This window comes from Pedobacter sp. T50_32, assembly GCF_057652195.1.
Genome location: NZ_JBYFBY010000011.1, coordinates 57,699 through 79,772, shown reverse-complemented (window position 1 = coordinate 79,772; position 22,074 = coordinate 57,699). Strand labels below are relative to the sequence as shown.

General features: G+C 39.3%; 15 protein-coding genes. 4 read left to right on the top strand and 11 right to left on the bottom strand.

The features are described 5' to 3' along the window. The first annotated feature begins 9 nt into the window (after positions 1–9). On the top strand, positions 10–873 hold the full coding sequence (locus AC23ME_RS20845) for a DMT family transporter (RefSeq protein ID WP_487729656.1): 864 nt from the start codon (positions 10–12) through the stop codon (positions 871–873). A 223-nt stretch (positions 874–1,096) separates the two neighbouring features. Here AC23ME_RS20845 and AC23ME_RS20840 read toward each other — a convergent pair whose 3' ends face one another. From AC23ME_RS20840 to AC23ME_RS20795, 10 genes are all read right to left on the bottom strand, one after another. Then, a complete protein-coding gene (locus AC23ME_RS20840) occupies positions 1,097–1,279 on the bottom strand; it encodes a hypothetical protein (RefSeq protein WP_487729655.1) in 183 nt (60 codons plus the stop codon). Between the two features lie 551 nt (positions 1,280–1,830). After that, positions 1,831–2,487: an IS3 family transposase gene (locus tag AC23ME_RS20835; protein ID WP_487729669.1), complete on the bottom strand. Its 657-nt coding sequence runs from the start codon at positions 2,485–2,487 to the stop codon at positions 1,831–1,833. 205 nt (positions 2,488–2,692) lie between these two features. Further along, complete coding sequence (locus AC23ME_RS20830; protein WP_487729654.1) at positions 2,693–2,995, bottom strand: transposase; 303 nt, start codon at positions 2,993–2,995, stop codon at positions 2,693–2,695. An 88-nt stretch (positions 2,996–3,083) separates the two neighbouring features. Continuing rightward, a complete protein-coding gene (locus AC23ME_RS20825; protein ID WP_487729653.1) occupies positions 3,084–5,912 on the bottom strand; it encodes an FAD-binding and (Fe-S)-binding domain-containing protein in 2,829 nt (942 codons plus the stop codon). Between the two features lie 106 nt (positions 5,913–6,018). After that, complete coding sequence (locus AC23ME_RS20820; RefSeq protein ID WP_487729652.1) at positions 6,019–7,161, bottom strand: alpha-hydroxy acid oxidase; 1,143 nt, start codon at positions 7,159–7,161, stop codon at positions 6,019–6,021. Then, on the bottom strand, positions 7,158–8,549 hold the full coding sequence (locus tag AC23ME_RS20815; RefSeq protein ID WP_487729651.1) for an FGGY-family carbohydrate kinase: 1,392 nt from the start codon (positions 8,547–8,549) through the stop codon (positions 7,158–7,160). Before AC23ME_RS20815 ends, AC23ME_RS20820 begins: the two co-directional genes overlap by 4 nt. Positions 8,550–8,552: 3 nt before the next feature. Further along, the gene (locus AC23ME_RS20810; RefSeq protein ID WP_487729650.1) at positions 8,553–9,836 is read right to left on the bottom strand and encodes a sugar isomerase; all 1,284 of its coding nucleotides are present in this window, start codon (positions 9,834–9,836) and stop codon (positions 8,553–8,555) included. 110 nt (positions 9,837–9,946) lie between these two features. Further along, on the bottom strand, positions 9,947–12,067 hold the full coding sequence (locus tag AC23ME_RS20805; protein ID WP_113663371.1) for a bifunctional aldolase/short-chain dehydrogenase: 2,121 nt from the start codon (positions 12,065–12,067) through the stop codon (positions 9,947–9,949). Positions 12,068–12,197: 130 nt separating this feature from the next. Continuing rightward, positions 12,198–13,382 (bottom strand): glycoside hydrolase family 130 protein, encoded by a 1,185-nt coding sequence (locus AC23ME_RS20800; RefSeq protein ID WP_113663372.1) that lies wholly within the window; start codon positions 13,380–13,382, stop codon positions 12,198–12,200. Between the two features lie 28 nt (positions 13,383–13,410). Beyond that, positions 13,411–15,237 carry a sodium:solute symporter family protein gene (locus AC23ME_RS20795; protein WP_113663373.1) on the bottom strand — a complete coding sequence of 609 codons (1,827 nt, stop codon included), beginning with the start codon at positions 15,235–15,237 and terminating at the stop codon, positions 13,411–13,413. Positions 15,238–15,645: 408 nt separating this feature from the next. Between AC23ME_RS20795 and AC23ME_RS20790 the strand changes: the two genes are divergently transcribed. The 3 genes from AC23ME_RS20790 (at position 15,646) to AC23ME_RS20780 (ending at position 18,692) form a co-directional block, all read left to right on the top strand. Then, positions 15,646–16,527 carry an AraC family transcriptional regulator gene (locus tag AC23ME_RS20790; protein WP_113663374.1) on the top strand — a complete coding sequence of 294 codons (882 nt, stop codon included), beginning with the start codon at positions 15,646–15,648 and terminating at the stop codon, positions 16,525–16,527. A 119-nt stretch (positions 16,528–16,646) separates the two neighbouring features. Continuing rightward, the gene (locus AC23ME_RS20785; protein WP_138730787.1) at positions 16,647–17,756 is read left to right on the top strand and encodes a glycoside hydrolase family 5 protein; all 1,110 of its coding nucleotides are present in this window, start codon (positions 16,647–16,649) and stop codon (positions 17,754–17,756) included. A gap of 177 nt (positions 17,757–17,933) precedes the next feature. Beyond that, positions 17,934–18,692, top strand: a complete 759-nt coding sequence (locus tag AC23ME_RS20780; protein WP_463211578.1) for a GntR family transcriptional regulator — start codon at positions 17,934–17,936, stop codon at positions 18,690–18,692. Between the two features lie 21 nt (positions 18,693–18,713). Here AC23ME_RS20780 and AC23ME_RS20775 read toward each other — a convergent pair whose 3' ends face one another. Beyond that, positions 18,714–22,043: a cellulase family glycosylhydrolase gene (locus AC23ME_RS20775; RefSeq protein ID WP_487729649.1), complete on the bottom strand. Its 3,330-nt coding sequence runs from the start codon at positions 22,041–22,043 to the stop codon at positions 18,714–18,716. Between the last annotated feature and the right edge of the window lie 31 nt (positions 22,044–22,074).

The following is a 22,074-nucleotide window of genomic DNA, read 5'->3' as shown; positions in this document are numbered from 1 at the left end:
GCCTGCTATATGACACTCTATGTGCTTTTCTTGGTATTAAGTGCTGCCGTTTTACATGCCATTTGGAATTTAATTTCTAAAAAAGCCAATGGGAAGGTACCTTTCGTTTGGCTAATGTACATTGGCAGTACCGTAGTTTACCTACCATTCCTGATGCACCACATTGCTACTAACGAGAAGTTCCAATTTTCTGAGCCTATGCTTTGGTTCTCGCTCAGCAGCGCCATTCTTCACATCGCCTACTTCCTAATCTTACAGAAAGGTTACCGAAAAGCCGACCTTTCCGTAGTCTATCCCCTTGCTCGTGGCTCTGGCCCGTTGCTCTCGTCAATAGCAGCTATCTTCGTGTTAAGGGAAACATTTCGATATAATGTAGCTTTAGGTTTAATACTCATCCTTGCCGGCGTACTCGTAATCACCGGACTAAAATTTAAAAAGGGAGATCAAAAGATACAAGCTGGCGTATTCTGGGGAACCTTAACAGGATTATTCATTGCATTATATACGCTTAACGATGCAATTGCCATTAAGAGTTATCAGCTATCGCCACTACAACTTACATTTTCTTCCAATGCCTTTAGCATAATATTGCTCATCCCTTTTATTATGGGTAAAGCAGGAGAAATAAAGAGAGAATTTCATGACCACAAGTGGAGTATCTTAGCCATAGCTGTACTTAGCCCTGCCGCCTATATCTTAGTGTTAGAGGCATTAAAATTAGCACCACTTACCATTATTGCCCCAGCAAGGGAAACCAGCATACTCATTGGGGTGTTCATGGGGTCGAAGGCACTCAATGAAAAAGACGGAAAACGAAGGATCATTGCCAGTGCGCTTATACTTTGCGGCATTGTCGCATTAAGCCTTACCTAAATAACAGCTTGCAATTATGACAAGGCATTTTTAGCTGTTCATCATTATAACAACCAGAATTTAACCAAATAAAAAAAGCCCTGCATTTCTGCAAGGCTTTAGGAAGTGGGCTTAAGCGTACGTTTCACGAACCATTTCCTAGCTGACGTACGTAGAATTGCCGATTTGGATTTGGAGCCGAATTCAGTAGAATCTTAAGTATATCCAAAACCTTAAACAATATTTACTTGAAATTTAACCTTAACCACTCTTCGGCATAATCTACATTTTCACCAGCCATATCTTCCCATAAGGCCAAAGGTTTTTCTGTAGCTTTATCTTTATAATGAAGTCTTAGATGGGCCCTGAAAATATCTTCTGCTGCCGATACGCCACCCCTGGAAGAAACAAGGGCGTAATTAAGCACCCTTGTTTATCTTTGTATGTTACCTTTTTTGGTGGATAATAAATTTCTATGACGCTTTTTTCACTTTACCTACACTTTCAAGCTCCAGAAATTTCGTGTTAAAAGACTTGGATGGCATTTTTTTCTTTAATAAATTAAAAAATGTAGTGTCACGAGTAGATAGAATTATCTGTGTGTTATAATTCAGTACTATGCTCCGCAATAAATCAATAGTCGATAGAATATTTACACTGTCCATAGACTGTATGGGATCATCGATAAATATACAATTGTAACCAGGTATATTCAGTGCAGTAGTGTAGATTTCGGCAAAACTAGCCAACGCATTCCGTTCCCAAACTATCCACACTGTCTGATATTTTTGCTTTTCATTCCGATAGCAATCTTCCTGAATTTCAATTTTCCTGGTCCAATACTTAAAACGGCTTTCCCCTCAGAAGCATCTTTTGCGAAGCAAAAGCATAGTTCGACACCTTTAGAGCAGTTAAATAAGTCTTTAGAATTTCAGCCAACAACCTTTACTGGAATTGCAATAGAAAAGTAGAGACCTTTTATGCAGCTTGTGTTTTTTTCCTAGCCATGTTCTGCTCGACTTGTTGCGGAGTGTTGTAATCCAATGCTGAATGCCTTCTTTTTCTATTGTACCAAACCTCGATGTAATCGAATATTTCGAGTTTGGCCTGAGCCTTGGTTTCAAATCTGGTATGGTATACCAGCTCTGTCTTCAAAGTCTTAAAAAAGCTTTCGTCAATTGCATTGTCCCAGCAATTTCCTTTTCTGCTCATACTTTGCAATACCGGCATCCCTTTTAGGCATCTACGGAATTCATGGCTTGCATATTGTATGCCCCGGTCACTATGGAATATCAGTTCGCCATCCAAAGGCCTGTTGCGTATAGCCATTTTCCATGCCGCTACGATCGTAGAGGTAGCGGTCGTACTGCTGTCCATGCTCCAGCCCACAATCTTACGGTCTGCCAGGTCCATGATCGCCGTAAGGTATAGCCAGCCTTCACCTGTACGGATATAGGTGATATCGCTGACCCATTTCTCTCCTATACCCTTGGTGCTGAAGTCCCGCATTAACAGGTTTTCGCTTACCGGGTAGAGATGGTCGGAATTGGTGGTCACACGGTACTTACGCTTCATAATACTCTTTATCCCATTTCTCTGCATTAGTCTGGCGATGCGTGGACGTGAAGCTCTGATCCTGATGCCTGAAGCTCCCTGGCGATACGTGGGCTACCATAACGTCCCTTGCTCATCGAATGGACTTCTTTGAGCCGTGCCAACAGTTCAGAATTCTGGCCCTGCCAAAATCCTATCGGATCTTTTGACCATTTGTAATAGGCACTGCTGCTGATCCCAAATATCTCCGACATCTTCCCAACGGGATAGACCGCCCTGTTCTGGGCTATAAATCCGTATATCCCCCGTCTCCCTTGGAGAAGATGCCCACTGCCTTTTTTAGGATGTCACGTTCCAGCTCTGCATTCTTGAGCGCCTTTTTTAACCTTCGTATCTCCTGTTGTTCTTCGCTCAGACCAGGTTTGTCCATCATTATCTTACCTCCATTGAATGCAGGATTGTTGCGCCATTTGCTCAACCTGGAGGCATCCAAACCTAGTTCATGTGCGGCTTCCTTTACAGATCCCTTTACCTTGGACAGCTCAACGGCCATCTTTTTGAACTCATCATCAAATACTCTGTGTTTCATATAAGTCAAATTTAAAATTACATTTCAAATCTGCTACATAAAGGTCTCTACTCAAAGGTAGCAACTCCACTATCAATAGCTAACTTTCCTAGAGTGTACATTCATCAGCTAACTTTAGTATAGACTGATAATTTTCGCCTATTGCTTCTGAAAGTGCCATTTCGCAGGTTTTAGAAGAGGAATAGTAACCTTCATACACTTTTGACGAACAGACTTCGTCCTTCTCCAAAAGCATTGCCGACTTCGTTAATTCGGGATAGATAAAGCCCCGGTCACCTGCCATTCCACAGCAGCCAGCGAACAAAGGCAGCATTACTTCGTCCGCAAAATGTTTCGCAATTGCCGTAAATCTTCTATCCAATCCATCCATTTTTTGTAATGAACATACAGGATGTAAAACGATACGGGATTTTTTCTTTGATATCCTGACTTTGGGCATGATATAATCATGTAAATAAGCTAAACTATCTATAATCTTTAGCGCATCAAACTTCTTCTTGTTTACTAATGATAATGCAGGGCGACAATTGGTCAGCGTTTGGGTACAGGAAGTAATGTCCAGCACTACAGGATATCTTCCCCCTTGTGTCGTTTCCCACAATTCACTGATGGTTTTATTGACGGTGTATGTGTAAGCGTCTTTAAACCCTTTTGACGAATAGATCTGCCCACAGCATTGTGTCTGTATACTCATTGGAATAATCACTGCGATATCTGCCTTTTTTGAAACATCCAAAAATAACTGCATCACTCCTTTTTCATCTCTGTCCACATCGCCCATTATCCTGGAAATACATGTCGGAAAGTACACAACCTTAGCCATTAGGCCTTGTTTTTCGTTTGTCTGTGGAATGGCCTTTGCCAACGCTAGCTGGCTTGACCATAACGGAAAGGATGGCACTATTTTCCTTATGCCCTTGGTAAAACGGAACATGGTTTTTCCCCCAATTATTTTATTGGCAAGTATACCAGAGGCCAATGCGAACCTTATGATTCCTGATACCGCCTTGAAATGTTTCGCTGTTTGCAATGCGATCTTATTTGCTATTACCGAGTGATTTTCCCTACGTAGACGTTTTACCAGATCGCCGGTATCTATATCTACCGGACATGCCGTTGCACAAAGTCCATCTACAGCGCAGGTATCAAGTCCATGATACTGGTACTCGTTTAACAATGTCTTATAATCCTTTCTATTATTTTGGCGCTTAAACTTCTGTAGTTCTCGTCTTATCACAATTCTTCTTCTAGGCGTTAGGGTAAGGTTTCTGCTGGGACATTTATGTTCACAAAAACCACACTCCATGCAACGGTCTACTTCTTCCTCTACTTTTGGGAGCTCTTTAAGGTTTGAAATATGAGCTTTTTTGTCTGGATTGATGATCACACCAGGATTTAAAAAATTTTCTGGGTCTATTAACTCTTTTAAAGATCTCATGATCTGATAAATCTCGCCGCCCCATTCAGTTTCTACAAATGGTGCCATATTGCGCCCTGTTCCGTGTTCAGCTTTTAGAGCCCCGTCATATTTCTTTACAACCAGTTCCACCACTTCATCTAAAAAATCGGCATATCTTTGCACTTCCTCTTTGGTGTCAAAAGATTGAGTAACGACGAAATGAATATTTCCATCTTTGGCATGGCCGAAGATAATCGCCTTTTGATAATCATATTTTCCAAACAGCCCCTGTAAATCTATTATTGCATCCCCTAATTTTTCTACGGGAAACGCTACGTCTTCCAGTATCACCGTTGTTCCGCTTGCTCTCACCGCCCCAACAGCAGGGAACATTCCTTTCCGTACTTTCCATAGTAATGCTTGCTCGTGGGGGATCGAAGTAAACGAAGCTTCGTTTAACAGTTCCAACTGGGCAACTATCGAAAGGAAGCTATCAATCTTTGTTTGTGTTTCTAAAGAATTTTCCCCCTGATACTCTATGAGCAATGCGGCCGCTGTTTCTGGAAGTGTTTTGATAATGGCCGGTATCCCCGAAATATCTTCGATAGACCGAAGCGATGCCCTATCCATTAATTCAACAGCAGCCGCACCTGATCTAGTCAATGGGACTATAGCTTTGCAGGCCGAACAAATATCTGTAAAATATAATAACGCCGTAGATTTTGTTGGATGATCTGGAATTGTTTCCATCACCGCTTCGGCTATAAATCCTAGCGTTCCCTCCGCCCCTATCAATAAATGGGCAAGAATATCTAATGGTTCCGTAAAATCTATAAAAGCATTTATCGAATACCCTAAAGTATTTTTTGTACGATATTTGCTCCTTATCCTTTCGAATATTTCGGTCCTTTTTATGAGTTGAAATCTTAACGCTAATAATTGATGATAGAGGATAGAACATTCCTGTTTAAAACGCTCATAATCGATACCAATTTCGGTGCTATAGCTTTTACCATTAGGCAAGACGAAACGAATGTATTTTATGGTATGATAGGAATTATTACTCACCCCACAGCACATTCCACTGGCATTGTTTGACAAAATACCTCCCATCATCGCAGAATTTATACTAGCGGGATCGGGTCCTATTTTTCTGCCATATTTGTTCAAATGGGCATTGACTACGGATCCGATCGCTCCGGGCTGAACCCTTACAAATGCCCCATTGCCTTCTACCTGTATTTTATCCCAGTGCTGGCTAAGGTCAACAAGTATTCCATCTGTAATGGCCTGGCCGGACAGACTGGTACCGGCAGCCCGGAATACCAAGGGTATTTGATGTTCTCTAGAAAAATCAAATAACTTGATTATCTCTTCTTCCGATTTTGGCAATACCACTGCTTTAGGACGTAAGCAATAAAAGCCTGCATCTGATGCATAAGATACCAAATCTATTAGGTTGGTCTTTATCTGATCTTTTGGAAGTATTAAACTTAAAAACTTTGCAATATTTGCCATGACCTAGTTATTATTCGGCATTTTCGTGGTTTAGATTCCCCTCCTATTTCCAGGCTTTTCCTTACTGTCTCGTCCTAGAATTACTTGTCAGTAATAGTTTTCGTTTTCAAACTTTCCGATTTGTAAGACCAGAAACCTGTTGACAGCAAACTTGCTCCATTACCTGTTTTAATTGACTTTTTAGAATTGCCATGGCATGTTGCCCTCCTTGATTACCAAGTGCAGCAACACTATACATAAATGTCCTTCCTAAGAAAGTGAAATCTGCTCCAGCAGCCAATGCTCTACCAATGTCTGCTCCAGAACGAATCCCGCTGTCCATCATCATAGTTATCTTGTCCTTAAATGGCAATAAATCCGTTAACGATTTTATAGCCGATTCCGCCGCGTCTAATTGCCTCCCACCGTGGTTGGAAACAATAATACCATCTAGCCCTAAATCAATAGCAAGCTGTGCATCTTCAGCACTGGCAATTCCTTTAATAACTAATTTACCCTCCCATTGGTCTCTAATGGCAGCTATTCTCTCTCTATTTAATCTCCCAGAAAATGTTCTATCCATAAAAGCCCCTAGTTGTTTCATATCTAAGCCCTTTGGCATATAAGGTTTCATGGTAGCAAAAGAAGGTGTGCCGTGTATTAAAGTCTGCAAGGCCCAATGCGGTCGACCCATAATCTGAACAATATTGTTTAAAGTCATACGCGGTGGCATAGCCAATCCATTACGGATATCTCGTGGTCTGAAACCAAATGTTGGCACATCAGATAGAATAACTAAAACATCGCATTCTACTTCTTTTAGCCTTCGGATAATATCATCTCTCAGTTTTTCTTCTGCCGGATGGTAAAGCTGATACCAAAAATTGCCTTCGGTAATTTTTGCAATATCTTCAATAGCACTGGTGGTTACCGTACTGAGTATAAAGGGGACATTATGCTTATGTGCGGCCTTTGCCAAAATATTTGGTGAATTAGGCCAAATCAGGCCCTGCAATCCAACTGGAGCCACCCCAAATGGAGCAGAATAAGTCTTGCCAAACAAAGTTGTACTCATATCTACCCCGGTATACTCATTAAGATAAATAGGATTTAGCTGAATATTACGCAACTCTGCGGTATTGCGATATAAATTCACATCTTCATTACAGCCGCCATCTAGATATTCGAAGGCAAAACGAGGAATCTTACTTTTGGCTCTGTTTCTTAGGTCATCTATACCGGGATAAGATTGGTTATAATCTAAATTCATGAATTTACTTTTATTTGAACTGGAGTGTATAGCTTAAGGTCTATGATATTATTTGGCAATGGCTGGGTATTCCAGCTTTTGTGTATGGCTAAAGCAGCACCCATAGCTGTAGCTTGAGGCATGTAAGCTGCATATACTTCCACCTTTGGAAAAGTGATGGCTAATAAATTCATAAATACCACGTTTCGGCTAAAACCGCCGTCGACAAAAATACGTTTAGCATTGGTGCCAACTACCACCAATTGGGTAGAGTGGTATTGTTGACTTACTAAATCCATCATTAGATGATGATAGGCAAGCCATACATTTTCATAAGCACTTAGGTCCCTGCTGGCGAATTGAAGCTCCTTCCAGTTAATATTAACTTTATTCCCGTATTTTTCCAATAACAAAGCAACATAATCTGGACGAAAAACAACATTCCTAAATGCTGTAATATCGGTTTTAAAATGCAAAGCAATACGCTTGATCTGTTGTTCATAATTATATCCCGAGAACAATCTTGATGCTTTCACAGGAATGCCCTGATATTGCATGTAACAAAGAACATCATTAGACAGCTCATCCGTGGTGAGAGGTTGTTGATTAAATGGGTTCAAACTAATACACCAAGTTCCGGTAGAAAGCAGTACAAAAGGTTCTTTAAACGACACCAAGTAAGGTATTAAAGCCGAGGAACTATCGTGCAGCCCCACTCCAACGGCATGTTTGCTTCCCGTAAAAATAACCGAAGTAACATGATCTGATGAAACTATTGGAGCCATTTTTTCCAATATTCCTTCTTCAGTTACCCAAGCATGATAATCTTGTTTATCAAAATTCCATAGATTGGTATGGCAACCTAAACTCGTTTTATCGGTATAGGCTACGCCACTAATCAGATAGCTAAGGTACTGAGGCAGGTGCAAGGCATATTGTACCTGTGCATAAATCTCTGGCTTTTCCATTTTGAGACGATAGAACTGCATCCCAGAGTTAAGGCTGCCCAACACCGGAGAGGCCGTAAGTGATGCGAATTCTATTTCTCCACCATATTTTTGATAAAATTCCTGTTTAAGTTTCTCTGGATAGGGTTTTAAGTAGTTATATAACGGCGCTAAGGGTTCACCCTCCTCATTAATATACACCAGACTGGCACCATAGGAAGCAAAATTGATTGCTTTCACATCAAACAAGGGATGACTGAATATCTCCTTAAGGGATTCAAAGACCGAAAGCCTTAAACTTTCGAGGTTTTCACAGGGTTCTCCATCTTCATCTACCGTTTCTATAAAGCGTGCTGAACGTTCAAAAACTACTCGGTAGTGCTCATCAAATAAAAACAGTTTTTTGTTGGTCTTACCTACATCGAAAACAGCCACTACAGGTATTTTCCTTTTGTTCGCCATGCGCTAAAGTCCTGTAGAGGTTGTATTCTTACCTCTTTTTCGAATCAATTGATTGCGATAATCCAAATCTCTATAAAGTGCCAATGGCGACAAAGCGGCATTCGCTCGCAATCTTGCCTCGGCAACTAAGGGTCTAAAGTCTGTTCTGAAAGTATGCTGAAGTATCTCCTGTGCCCGTACCACATCGTTCCGTTGCTGGGCACTATTTAAAGCTGGTCTATCCACCATTAGTGCCTGCGCATAAGCAAGCATTATTGCCTCTACCGATTGTAGTAAGTCTTCTAAAGGGTCTTTTACATTATGGGAGGCATCAATCATCCATCCCAAGTCTTTAGCGTGGTTCATTTCTCTTGCATCCATTCCTTCTACCAATTCATTAAAGATTAAGAAAAGCTGATAAGGCTTAATGCTGCCCGTGGTCAAATCATCATCTCCATATTTAGAGTCGTTAAAGTGGAAGCCTCCCAGTTTACCGTCCATTAGCAATAAGGAAACGATTTGCTCGATGTTTGCATTGGGCAAATGATGACCTAAATCAACCAAAGTATATGCCTGATTACCCAATTTACTGGCTAATAATAAGGATTGTCCCCAATCTCCAATAGTGGTGGAATAAAAGTTGGGTTCGAAGGCCTTATATTCTACAAACATTTTCCAGTCTGGCGGCAATTGTACATATATTTCTTCCAAGCTCTGTAAGGTGTTTTCAAAGGCTCTTCTAAAATTAAGCTGTCCTGGAAAACAAGAACCATCTGCCAGCCATACCGTCAACGCTTTTGACCCTAATTTATCGCCCTGCTTAATTACCTCTATGTTGTGGGCTATAGCTTGTTGCCTTACCGCTTTGTCTACATGTTGCAGCGAACCAAATTTATAGCTGTGGGCAGCATCTCGCTGATCTTGGAACGTATTTGAGTTCACGGCATCAAAGGCAAGACCAAACCGACCAGCGATCTCCTTTATCTTTGCCACATCCTGTGGAATGTCCCAAGGGATATGAAGTGATATTGCACCACTAGAAGCATTCAACTGGTGCAGCAATCCAACATCTTCAATTTTCTCTTCGATGTTTCTTGGCTCGCCGCCGATGATGGAAAATCTCCCAAAACGCGTTCCCCCCGTCCCAAGAGCCCAACTTGGAATAGCAATTTGAAAATCCACCAGTTTCTGTATTGCTCTTTCTAAATCATGCTGGGGAAAATCTTCCTTTAGATACGCTAGCTTTCGATTATGGGCAGATATTAACGAATCGTTATGTTGTGCAATATGTTTTTGTTCAATATTCATGTGGTTTTGATTGATTAAGGTAATATCCACGAAATTGTGTACTTGTTTGCTTTGAAGAAACCAACAAACCATGTAGATATGTTGGCAGGCTCACAGAATAATTCTTAGAATTATCTTACAAAAGCCATGGCCACACCACCATCTACATTTAGCATATTCCCAGTAGATTTGTTCATTAGCCCCCCAACAAATGCAAAACAAGCATTGGCTATATCTTCTGGCAATATGATTTGGTTAAGCAATGTACGCTTAGCGTAATATGCTGGCAGTTCCTCCACTGTAACCCCGTAGGCTTTCGCCCTCCCTTCTGCCCAGCCACCTGCCCAAATGTTGCTGTCGCTAATCACCGCATCTGGATTTACCGCGTTCACTCTGATACCATCGGCACCCAGTTCTGCAGCGTTCAACCTGCTCAAGTGTAACTGTGCAGCCTTTGCACTACCATAGCCAGCATTATTTGGACCACTTACCAAGGCATTCTTGCTCACCACATTAATTATGTCGCCACCTGTACCTTGCTTTTTCATCATATTAGATGCTGCCTGAGTAATAAAAAATTGTCCCTTTACCAATACATCATACAGTAAATCCCAATCTTTTTCGGTATGGTCTGCAATGGTTTTGGATATGGAAATACCAGCATTGTTAACCACGATATCAATACCGCCAAAAGCAAGTGCAGCCTTTGTAAAAGCCAGTTCAATATCAGCAGAGTGGGTTACATTCAATGTTACAGAAGCCACTGTATCTTTCCCGAACTGTGTTTCAAATTCACTTACTGTTCCTTCCAATCGGTCGGCATTCATATCGTTTAATACTACAACAGCACCTTCTGAGGCAAACTTCTTCGCAATTGCCTTCCCAATACCACCGGCGCTTCCGGTAACCAATGCGATTTTGCCTGTTAATGGTTTTGGCTTTGGCATACGTTGTAGTTTGGCTTCTTCCAACAACCAATACTCTATATTAAAAGCTTCTTGATGAGGTAGTGAAGTATATTCTGAAACTGCCTCCGCACCTTTCATCACATTAATGGCATTGATATAAAATTCTGCTGCTACCCTAGCCGTTTGCTTATCTTTGGCAAAAGTGAACATTCCAATTCCAGGGTATAGAATTACTACCGGATTGGTATCTCGAATAGTTGGACTGTCCGGATGCTTACATGTTTCATAGTAATTTGTATACATTTGCCTATAAGCTTCAAAGGAAGGAGTTAACGAGGCTCTGATGGAAGCTGCGTCAGACAAATCTGCATCCGAATCCAGTTCTAGCACCAAAGGACTGATTTTAGTACGCAAAAAATGGTCTGGACAGCTTGTACCCATTGGAGCCAAACGTGAAAGGTCATTTGAGTTGATAAATTCCAATACCCTAACATCATCAGTAAAATGACCAATCATCTGCTGTTTTGTAGAACATAGCCCTCTTAAGGTTGGAGCAATTGCCGCAGCTTGTTTTTTTCTAATTTCTTCTGATTGGCTTTCTATTTTCTGACCACCAAATATTGGACCTTTCCTGCCATAGTTTTGGTTTAGATATTCAGAACATTTTTCAATTACATCAAGAGTGCTTACATAGCTTTCGTAGGCCGTATCGCCCCAAGTAAAAAGTCCATGGGAACCCAACATGATACCTCGAATACCCGGATTTGCGTCTAGACAAGCCTTTAGTTGCAATCCTAGCTCAAAACCTGGTTTTTTCCATTCTACCCAACCCACAGTGCCCCCAAACAATTCTTCGGTAATTTTTTTTCCGTCCTTTGCTGCTGCAATGGCAATAGCCGCATCTGGGTGTAGATGGTCAATATGTTTAAACGGCAGGAAACCGTGCAATGGCGTATCGATAGAAGGGGCCTTTGAATCAAGATCATAGATGCAATGGTTGAACAGCGCCACCATTTCGTCTTCATGCTCCACTCCTCTGTATATATTTTTTAGGCTGCGCAGCCTATCCACGTACAACGCTGCCAGACCGCTTTTCTTAAGAGTGCCAAGGTCACCTCCGGAGCCTTTTACCCACATTACTTCCGTTTCCAGCCCAGTAAGTGGGTCAATTTGGTTAACCTTGCAGGAGGTATTTCCCCCACCGTAATTGGTCAGGCGCAAATCAGCACCTAATAGGTTTGAACGATAAATCAATAATGCCACCTCATCGCCAGCCATATTCGCTGCTTCTTCTTCATCCCATAAATAACTTACGTAATTGTAATTCGTTTCTTTAACAGCCATTGCAGTATATTTTAATTTTCTTTATTTCATTAATTCCCTCGGCTAGAAGGAAAACTTCTGTCAATAAATGACATATCATAGCTAGATACCTTAAATATTAAGCACCTATAAAACTTAAGCAAGCCTATGTTTACTGTTGAATGTTAACATTAGCGTTATTCGACACTATTTTAGAAATTGTTTTTACTGATTCAGCGGATCGTAAACCATCTTCAGGCGTATTGGTTACATAATCTAATAACCTTTCTATAGAGCTTGTGGCTACGTGCATTCTGGTATCTGATGATGCATAATAGATGTAGACGTTGTTTTGTTCGTCCACTATCCAGCCGTTGCTGAACAATACATTAGAAACATCCCCTATGCGCTCTTCACCTTCTGGTGCCATAAAGTATCCAGCAGGTTTATAAATCACTTTTTTAATGTCGTGTAAATCTGTCATAAACATATATAGCACATAACGCAAACCAGCCGCGGTATTGCGCACACCATGAGCCAAATGTAGCCAGCCTTTCTCCGTTTTTATTGGTGCTGGGCCTAACCCATTTTTTCCTTCGTAAACAGTATGATAAACCTTTTTATCTATTACCTTTTCTACGGATATTACTGGATTCTCTATATCATCACACACACCAAATCCTATTCCCCCTCCCTTGCCAGCTTCGATAAAACTATCTTGCGGACGGGTATAAAATGCATATTTTCCATCTACAAATTCTGGATGCAATACAACATTACGCTGTTGAGGAGATGGTGTTTTCAAATCTGGCAGTCTATCCCAGTGTTTAAGGTCTTTTGTTCTTACTATGCCACATTGTGCAACTGCGGCAGACTGGTCACCTTCTGGAGCTGATTTATCTCTTCTTTCGGTACAAAACAGACCGTAAATCCAGCCGTCTTCGTGCCTAACCAACCGCATATCATATACGTTGGTATCGGGTTCATCTGTTTCGGGGATAATTATTGGGTATTCCCAAAATTTAAAATTATCAATACCGTTGTAACTCTCGGCCACTGCAAAAAACGATTTGCGGTCGTGGCCCTCTACTCTTACTACCAAAACAAAGTTACCATTGAACAAGATGGCTCCGGCATTAAAGGTAGCGTTGATACCAAACCTCTCCATTAAGAAAGGATTAGTTTCGGCATTTAAATCATAGCGCCAACTTAAAGGGGTATGAGCTGCTGTAAGAATAGGATTTTGATAGCGTTCAAATACACCATTACCCAATTTCTCTACCTGATTTTGTGCTGTTATTCTTTCAAAATAAGATTGCCTTAATTCATTCAGCCGCTTATCAAAATACAAATTCATAATATTATCTAATTGTGTCTTTATCTTACTAATCTTCTAATTTATTCCACCATGTTCTTTTTAAGATGATAATGATTACTGCTAATATGAGCAGCACTATAAGTAATGGAAGTTTCATCCACATCACCAGATACATAGGTACCAACGTTAAACAGCACTGCGCTATAATACCCAGCGATACATTGAACATATCTAGCTTGAAGCGTTTGTTTGGCTTAAAAAACGGATTTTCTTTGATTACCAAATCATGCACTGGTTTCCAAAAACCCCATGGTTTTACATTTGAATAAAAAGCTTTTAATATTTCTACATCTGTTGCTGGAGCGGCATAGGTACCCACAATAGAGCCTATTAAAGAGATTACAAATAATAAAGGCCATACGTACAATGGTAAAATACCATCGAATATAAAGGGAAATATTAATGCTGCAGCGATTCCCGAGGCCATTCCCCAGAAAAAGCCATTAGCGTTAAAGCGCCACCAGTACCACTTTAACATGTTAGAAGCAATGTAGCCACCGTATAGTGCGCCAACTATCCATTGCAGAATGCTGTTTACATCTTTAGCGAAAAAGCCAAGCACAACACCTACAATAACGACCAGTACACCTACAATGTAGTTCATACTGATAATTTTCTTAGTCGAAGCCTTAGGGTTTACATATTTTAGGTATACATCATTAACAATGTATGCCTGTGCAGCATTTAAAGTACCCGAAAAGGTTCCCATAAAGGCACCTAATAACCCCGTAAGAACCAGACCTAAAATCCCAACAGGCAAAAAGTTATTGATAGCCGCAGGCAATATACGTTCAAAATCGGTTCCTTGAGGTGTGCTGATGCCCATTTCATTAAAGTATAACAAGGCCAATACAGTTAAGCCAATAATCATGGAATATCTAACCGGTAGCAGAACAAGTGATACAAAGCCCGTCATTTTAGATGCCTCTTTGGGCGACTTTGTAGACAATACCTTCTGCATATCGTAACTTGGCGAAGGCCCAGCCAAGCTCGCAAAAAAACCTTTGAAGAGCATCATCATAAAGAATATGCCAAACAATCCAAATCCGTCATCTTCTATTTTCTTGTTGGCTGACGGGAGGATATTAGACCAGTCCAAGTCCAGTTTCCACCCAAAAAATGGATCGAACCAACCCTTCGGTACATTAAGGGTTTTGTCTTGCAGATGTAAATAAGCAATTACGGCAATAGCTATACAACCTATCGTCATAATCATATATTTGATAAAATCACCTACCACAATACTATGCATACCCCCCAATATGGAGTAGAACATGGCAAAAAGGGTAAATATGATACCATAAAAATGTGCAACATATTGCGGTGGAATATCAAAAGGGATGTAACCACTGACCAAATCCCATGGCACAAAAACCTCTATAAACTTACCTAATCCAATAAAACCATAAGCTAAGAAACCCAGACAGCTGATAATGGCAAATGCTACTACGATATTATGTGAAGCTTTAACTCCCGTTCCTGTAAGTCCGAAACGGGTAGCCAACCACTCTGCTCCGGTATTGGCATTAGAACGACGTAGCCACTTGGAAAGAAACATCATATTGAATACTTGGTTAAAAACTGGCCATAACCAAGGTATCCAAATACTCTTCATTCCATAAACAAAACAAAGTGATATCATCCACATCGTTCCACTGATATCAAACATATCACTGGCATCACTTAAACCCAACATATACCAGGGCAGTTTCTTACCCCCCATCAAGTAACTTTCTTTATTTTGCCTGGCTTTATTTTTGTAGTACCATCCTATCAATACCATCATTACTAGGTAAGAGATAACGATCGCAATATCTATTAGTTGTAGTTTCAATTGTGTAGGTTTTTATCCGGTTAAACAATAATTATACGGCATATAGCAACTAGAAGCGGCTTTACATGTGTAATTTCAATGGGGTAAATTTCATTAATAAAATGGGCATAAGACAAATACTTTTTTACCCAAATAACATATAATTCCTATCTCTCTTGCTGAAAAGCTTATTAAGATCTATTTCTACCGATGATTTAGAGGATCTGCACTCATTTGGCTTTAGAGATGTCACGATAGTATCAATTATGATAAAAAAAAACCATATAACTTAGTGCGTTAAGTTAATAAATTAGCTTACCTTTAACCAAACGTTAAAGTCCATTTATTTATAAAAGAGCAGTTTCATTCTGTTTTTCTTTAATGCTTTACACTGTCTAGAAAACTACTAATATCATATACAATTATTCTATGGCATCGATTAATAATATTATTAAAGAAATTACCCCACTTACTCCAAACGATTGTTTTACAATTTTTTCGAGGGTAAAGAAAGAATTTAATTTTCCGATACATTTCCATGAGGAATACGAGTTGAACCTAATTTTGAATGCTAAGGGAGCGAAAAGAATTGTTGGTGACAATATTGATGTCATTGGCGATTTAGAACTTGTTTTGATCGGACCCAATCTCCCTCATGTATGGCTTACGCACGAATGTAATTCCGAAATAACTGAGATTACGATGCAGTGGCATAAAGACCTCTTCGAGGAAAAGTTCTTGAAAAGGAATCAGATGACTCTTATCAAAAATATGCTGGAAAAAAGTTTACGTGGAATTTCCTTCAGTCCGGAAATGATAAATACTATACAGCCTAGGCTCATTGCACTGAAAGACTCTAACGGTTTTAACTCTGTTCTGGAACTGTTGAGTATTCTTCATGAACTTTCAATGTCTAAAAGTATGGTTCTTCTATCTAACTCTAGCTTTATGAATGCTGCCAACCTTAAACATAACAGTAGAAGACTGGAAAAAGCATTCGAATTCATGAATAATAACTATGATAAAGAAATATCACTAAAAGATTTAGCCAAGCTGACCAATATGACCGAAGAATCGTTCAGTAGGTTTATAAAGAAACGTACGGGTAACACATTCATTAATTCTTTAAATGAAATCAGACTTGGCCATGCTTCTAGAATGTTAATTGATACGACCCATACCATTACAGAAATATCTTATTTATGTGGTTTCAATAATATATCAAATTTCAACCGATTGTTTAAAAAGAAAAAACACTGCACACCCAAAGAACTTCGGGAAAACTATTCTGGACATAGAATATTCATATAAGCCAGCTCGTATTTGCAGGAAAATATATCAGAGCTAAATCAATATCATATATGGATAAAAATAAGCTACTATTTAAATATTGCTAAGCTTATTTTTCGGGCTAAAAAAAATGTATTGATATGAAAAATTTTAATTTAATCTCCTTGCTACTCTTCACTGTATTTTGGACTGTTGGTTTGACGTTAAAAGCGCAGCCTGGCTTAGCCAGCAACGAAACAAAAAAAGAATGGTGGTATATTAACAGAATTACACCTTTTATTAAACAATATCCTAATATCACTAGGTTAAATCTCATAAAGGTAAAAGAAAATTCTTTTATAGACGAAACTGGAAAAGTTATTGTATTTAAAGGTCTTTCGATTTCAGATCCAGACAAATTAGTTAAGGATGGCTATTGGAACAGAAAACATTTTGAAGTGATTAAAAGTTGGGGCACCAATGTTATCCGTATCCCAGTGCATCCCATTGCGTTTCATCAACGAGGCGTTGAGGCGTATATCAAACTCTTAGATGAAGCTGTAAAATGGTGTTCTGAACTGGGCATGTATGTGATTATAGATTGGCATTCTATTGGAAATCTACATACAGAACTTTTGGCGCACGACATGCACAATACCACGAAAAGGGAAACATTCAATTTCTGGAGAACTATTGCTGCCCATTATAAAGATGTGCCAACAGTAGCTTTTTATGAACTCTTTAATGAACCTACCACATACAATGGGCAATATGGCAGAGTTACTTGGGACGAATGGAAGAACCTGATGGAGCAGTTGATAGATGTAGTCTACTCCCTTAACGATAAGGCCATACCGTTGGTTGCAGGCTTTAACTGGGCCTATGATCTTACTCCTGTAAAATTCAAACCAATCGAAAGACCCGGAATAGCCTATGTAACCCATCCCTATCCAGGAAAAAGAAAATATCCTTGGGTTGACGAGTGGGAAAAAGATTTTGGTTACGTTGCCGATAACTATCCTGTTTTTGCCACAGAAATTGGCTATATGAAAGATAATGACGAAGACAAAAATCTGAACGATGATGGCAAATACGGTCCTGCTATTATGAATTATTTTAACAAGAAGGGTATCTCATTTACTGTATGGGTTTTCGACCCGGTATGGGTACCACAAATGATTAAAAACTGGAATTACGAGCCCACGGATCAAGGTGCATTTTTTAGGGATGTGATGCAGGGTAAGTTCAAATTTAACAATAGTAAAAAATAATTTTTTGATTGTATTAATATAAGGTTGCTGTGCACTTTAGATTATCTTATGTATAATATGATATTTAAAGGCAGCAACCTTTAAATAATAAGCCATAAAACCATCTGAGGATAAAAAACTTAGTATTTTTACAGTATATTTATCCTAACTAAAACCAATTCTTCATTACTTCAACGAATGAAACCTAAGTTTATAACTATAAGCGATTCTATTATTGAAAAGATAAAATCGGGGGAATTAATTCCCGGAGACAAAATCCCTTCTGAAAATGAACTGATTAAAAACTATAAAATTAGTAATACCACAGCGAGGAAAACATTGTTAGAGATAGAATCGAAAGGTTGGGTAAGGAGAATAAAAGGCAAAGGTACTTTTGTACTAAATAGAACAGCGACACACCAGCTGGTACGCACTTTAGGATCCATTGATTCGACGCGTAAAGGGTTTAACGAAAGCTTAAAGGCCGAAGGCCTTACGCCAAAAAATATTATTTTAGAGAAAACTATCTTGAATGAGGGCGTTTCTGCCGCTATTGTGGGAACGCACGTAATTATTGAAGGGCCTGTTCTAAAAGTACACCAGCTTCGCTACGCCGATGATGAATTAATGAAAGATGAAACAAGATATATCTCGTTAACTCTATGTCCAAAAATAGACGCCTTATCCACAGAAATATCTTATTTTAAAGCTTATGAGCAACAATATAATCTCAAAATAAACGACATAAGGCAAACGCTCAGCGCAGATATATTAGAAGCCAATAGCAATAAGAACCATTTTGGCACAACCAGCAACATCGCTATTTTTGTTCTTGACAGTGCTGTTTTTGCCGATGATGGAAAGGTGATAGAAATTGAGTACTCTTACTACCGGGGTGATAAGTATAAATTCGCCATTAGTGCACACCCTGAATATGGGCACAAAAGTGACGATTAGGCTGCTAAATTGTGTTCATATTTAGTCTTGTACAAAAAATTTGGCACTTAACCTCTCGGTAGCTGTTGTCAAGGTTGCCACATAAACTCCGTACGCCAGTTTGTCTTTAATCTCAAGTATATTCTTGCCACTTTGTAACCAGTAGTCTTGAGTTATTAATCTCCTTCCTGCTAAATCAGTTATCGTAAGCTTGGCGTTGGTGTCGTTAGTAACCTCAAACATGAAATTCATTGCCTTATTAATGTCCTGATAAACTTTTAACGATGGCTTTTCCAATTGAAAATTTACCGATATTATTGTTGGGCCAGACGTATTACCATCGAAATCAAATTGTTTAAGCTGATAATAATTTGTACCCAATATGGGATATTGATGTTTGAAATTATAGCTAAAAACCTTGTCTGGCTCGTTGTTCGCCTTAACAGTGGCTAATTTTCCAAACAACTTTCCATCTGCAGAATGCAAAATATCAAAATGCGAGTTATTAAGTTCGGTAGCTGTTTTCCAGTTTAATAGAATGCTGTTAAACTGTGTTTTTCCTGTAAAAGAAAGCAGAGAAACTGGCAGCGTAGAATCGGTTGCCACCTTGTACTTCTCTAACACGGATATTTGCGGTCTATCCTGTCCATTTCTCGGCTCTACAGAAAGTGTATAAGTTCCCCATCTTGGTCCTGCTGCCCAATAGGTACCATTAATATTTTTACTTTGTAGGTGGACCAGCATATTATCTAAAACCGTTAGCCAACGTGGATCATTATCTGGCACACCATATTCGCCTATAAAACCTTTGAGATTGTTGGCCGTTAGCCAATTTATAAAAGGTGTTACCCTGTTGATTCCTGTATTTGGTGTAGCTTCTTCTACTTCATAACTGTTTTGGTATTTACCACTGGCATCTTTATCAAAGTATACATGCGCTTCAAATATCAGTTTGTTAGCTGGGTCTATTAAATCTTTTAAGTTGTTACTAGCAGTAGGCCAACGTTGTGCAGAGCTCCAACTGTCTCCGCCCACTAAAATACTGGTTTCTGTATCTATACTTCTAATAGCTGTAATAATGGTTTGCGCTATACTTGCCCATGGTGTTGAAGCTAACATATCGTGCGGTTCATTCATGATGCCATATCCCCATATATTTTTATAAGATTTAAACTCATTGGCTAGTCGGGTCCAAACATCGGCTACGTGTGCAGTAGATAGCTGGGCAGAGCCGATAATATATTCCGTGCCGCTTATTTTTCTACGGCCATAATTATGCAAATCTAGTATAACTAACAGCCCTCTCGCCTGTGCGGCACTCACGAAAGTTTTCATTTTAGTTAACTCCTCATTATCTAAATTGCCATTTAGAATAGGCTGTATACGCTCCCATTTAAAGGGAAGGCGAAATAACTTTAATCCCTTCTGTTTAAAATAATCGAGCTCTGTTGTGGTTGGATAGCTGTAATGAGGTTCTCCTATTTCTCCAAACTCTGCCCCGGCCAAATTTACACCAAATGGTGCTGGTGTTTTTGGTGTCATCTCGTGCTGTATGGTACTTAATGCAACGTAATCAATCTCAACATTTTTATTGAGGTTGTCGGCAGTGACAGGGCTGGGCACATCAAATCTGATGATATTTATATCTCCGCTCCATCTAGAATCATCGCTTAAATAAACGGTGTATTCCTTAAAATCGGTATCGTTGGCAGAAATAGGAAATTCTAAATAGGCTGCACTTACGGTACCCGTCCACCAATAAAATCTAGCTAAAGTATTTGATGTTCCATTTTTAAGCTTGATGATTGCTGCATTACTGACTTGTGGATTTATGTACCCATCGGGAGAATCAAACTTGATAAGACAATTGGTTTTCGACGCGGTAAGTTTCAATATTCCATTGTTAGTTTGGGCATTAATGTAATTGATAATGGTCCATCCTTCTACCCTATCGTTAGCTACGCTTTCATTAAATTCCCAAATATGGCTTTGTGTGGTTTGCTTAATTTCTATAGTACGTTCTACGGGTTTATTTATAGCAAAAATCTCATCGGCTAGCGCATTAAGCTGCTGCTCAATAGCAGCTTCATTTGGTTTGTTAATTAAATAGGCATCAAATCTGTTTTTTTGATTGGTATAGGTACTGCTATTGGTAGCAATTAAATTTTGGATATGAACCTGAGCCGCAGCAAAATCTGTCCACAATGTCTGTGGCAAATAATTTATTTCAATAAACTTTATATCCCTTATTAAAACATATTGATCTCTATACGCATCTGTTTTTGCCTTAACCTGCAATGCCTGTAAATATTGTGGCGTGTTTTTTAGCTGCGCTAGATTTATACCTTGCCTTAGTTCATTCGCCGTAAAAGAACCTATAAATGAGCCATCGATATTTAGTGCATATTTACCCTCAGCAAGCGTTGTAATTTTAAGTGTTTCTTTATTCAAATCATTATTAAAGGGAACAAGTGCTAAAGCTGGTTCGGCATCTACCGCAACGGGAAAAGGCAAACTTTCTGCCTTATATTTAAAGGTAAGGCTATTGCCGGTAGCATTTAAATTTGTAATGGTACAAAATTCGCTTTTGATGACTGAATTGTTCTCTATTTCAATATTAGCCACGTATTTTGGTGCATTAGTAGATTTTAAGAACTGATAGGCCATTACAAAATTGCCCGGAGCAGCCGGATGGATACGATCGTTACTAACAATGGTAGACTTGATATTGGTTTGCTGCAACTCCTGATTAATGGTGTTCATTATGGTCCAATAATCGATAGTTTTAAGGTTAAACTCAGTGGCCAGTTCATCGATAATAATTGTGCATTTCTGTAGTGCTGCATTAACACCGGGCCTGTTTGCTCCCGTCAAATCGCCAGTTTCGTCATAGATACTTGGTTTTTGTAAAATGACCTTGGTATTCGCCTCTAGTAATTTAACGATAACATTTCTGAGATACCCTTTGTAACTATTTAAGGCATTCTGTTTTAGCGTTTCGATATTTGCCTCTCCCTGTCTTTCGGGCGCATATAATTCGCGGTTTACATCGTTCATGCCAGCCATTACTACAGACCAATTAGCCCCCTTGTTCAATATATCGTTATTTATTCTTTGTAAAAAGCTGTTGGCATTATCGCCCCATTTACCAGAATTGTAGAAAACAACCTTACTATTGGGAAAACGAGTAGCATAGTATAGCAGTATAAAATTATGGAACCTTCCGGTACCAGAAGTACCATGTGTAATACTATTACCAATGAAATTGATACGGTCGCCATCTTTAAAAAAAGAATCGTCCCTATGTTGTGAAAAAACTGCATTTTGAAAAAACAACACAAAAAAAATGGCGCAAAACATTAGCTTTCTCATGATATTTGATAATGAGTTTTGGGGTTAACAA

Excerpts from the sequence above, each read along its gene's own strand:
- AC23ME_RS20815 (WP_487729651.1), bottom strand. The coding sequence starts at position 8,549 with ATGGCGAACAAAAGGAAAATACCTGTAGTGGCTGTTTTCGATGTAGGT.
- AC23ME_RS20825 (WP_487729653.1), bottom strand. The coding sequence starts at position 5,912 with ATGGCAAATATTGCAAAGTTTTTAAGTTTAATACTTCCAAAAGATCAG.
- AC23ME_RS20790 (WP_113663374.1), top strand. The coding sequence starts at position 15,646 with ATGGCATCGATTAATAATATTATTAAAGAAATTACCCCACTTACTCCA.
- AC23ME_RS20810 (WP_487729650.1), bottom strand. The coding sequence starts at position 9,836 with ATGAATATTGAACAAAAACATATTGCACAACATAACGATTCGTTAATA.
- AC23ME_RS20780 (WP_463211578.1), top strand. The coding sequence starts at position 17,934 with ATGAAACCTAAGTTTATAACTATAAGCGATTCTATTATTGAAAAGATA.
- AC23ME_RS20785 (WP_138730787.1), top strand. The coding sequence starts at position 16,647 with ATGAAAAATTTTAATTTAATCTCCTTGCTACTCTTCACTGTATTTTGG.
- AC23ME_RS20845 (WP_487729656.1), top strand. The coding sequence starts at position 10 with ATGACACTCTATGTGCTTTTCTTGGTATTAAGTGCTGCCGTTTTACAT.
- AC23ME_RS20800 (WP_113663372.1), bottom strand. The coding sequence starts at position 13,382 with ATGAATTTGTATTTTGATAAGCGGCTGAATGAATTAAGGCAATCTTAT.
- AC23ME_RS20820 (WP_487729652.1), bottom strand. The coding sequence starts at position 7,161 with ATGAATTTAGATTATAACCAATCTTATCCCGGTATAGATGACCTAAGA.
- AC23ME_RS20775 (WP_487729649.1), bottom strand. The coding sequence starts at position 22,043 with ATGAGAAAGCTAATGTTTTGCGCCATTTTTTTTGTGTTGTTTTTTCAA.
- AC23ME_RS20805 (WP_113663371.1), bottom strand. The coding sequence starts at position 12,067 with ATGGCTGTTAAAGAAACGAATTACAATTACGTAAGTTATTTATGGGAT.
- AC23ME_RS20830 (WP_487729654.1), bottom strand. The coding sequence starts at position 2,995 with ATGAAACACAGAGTATTTGATGATGAGTTCAAAAAGATGGCCGTTGAG.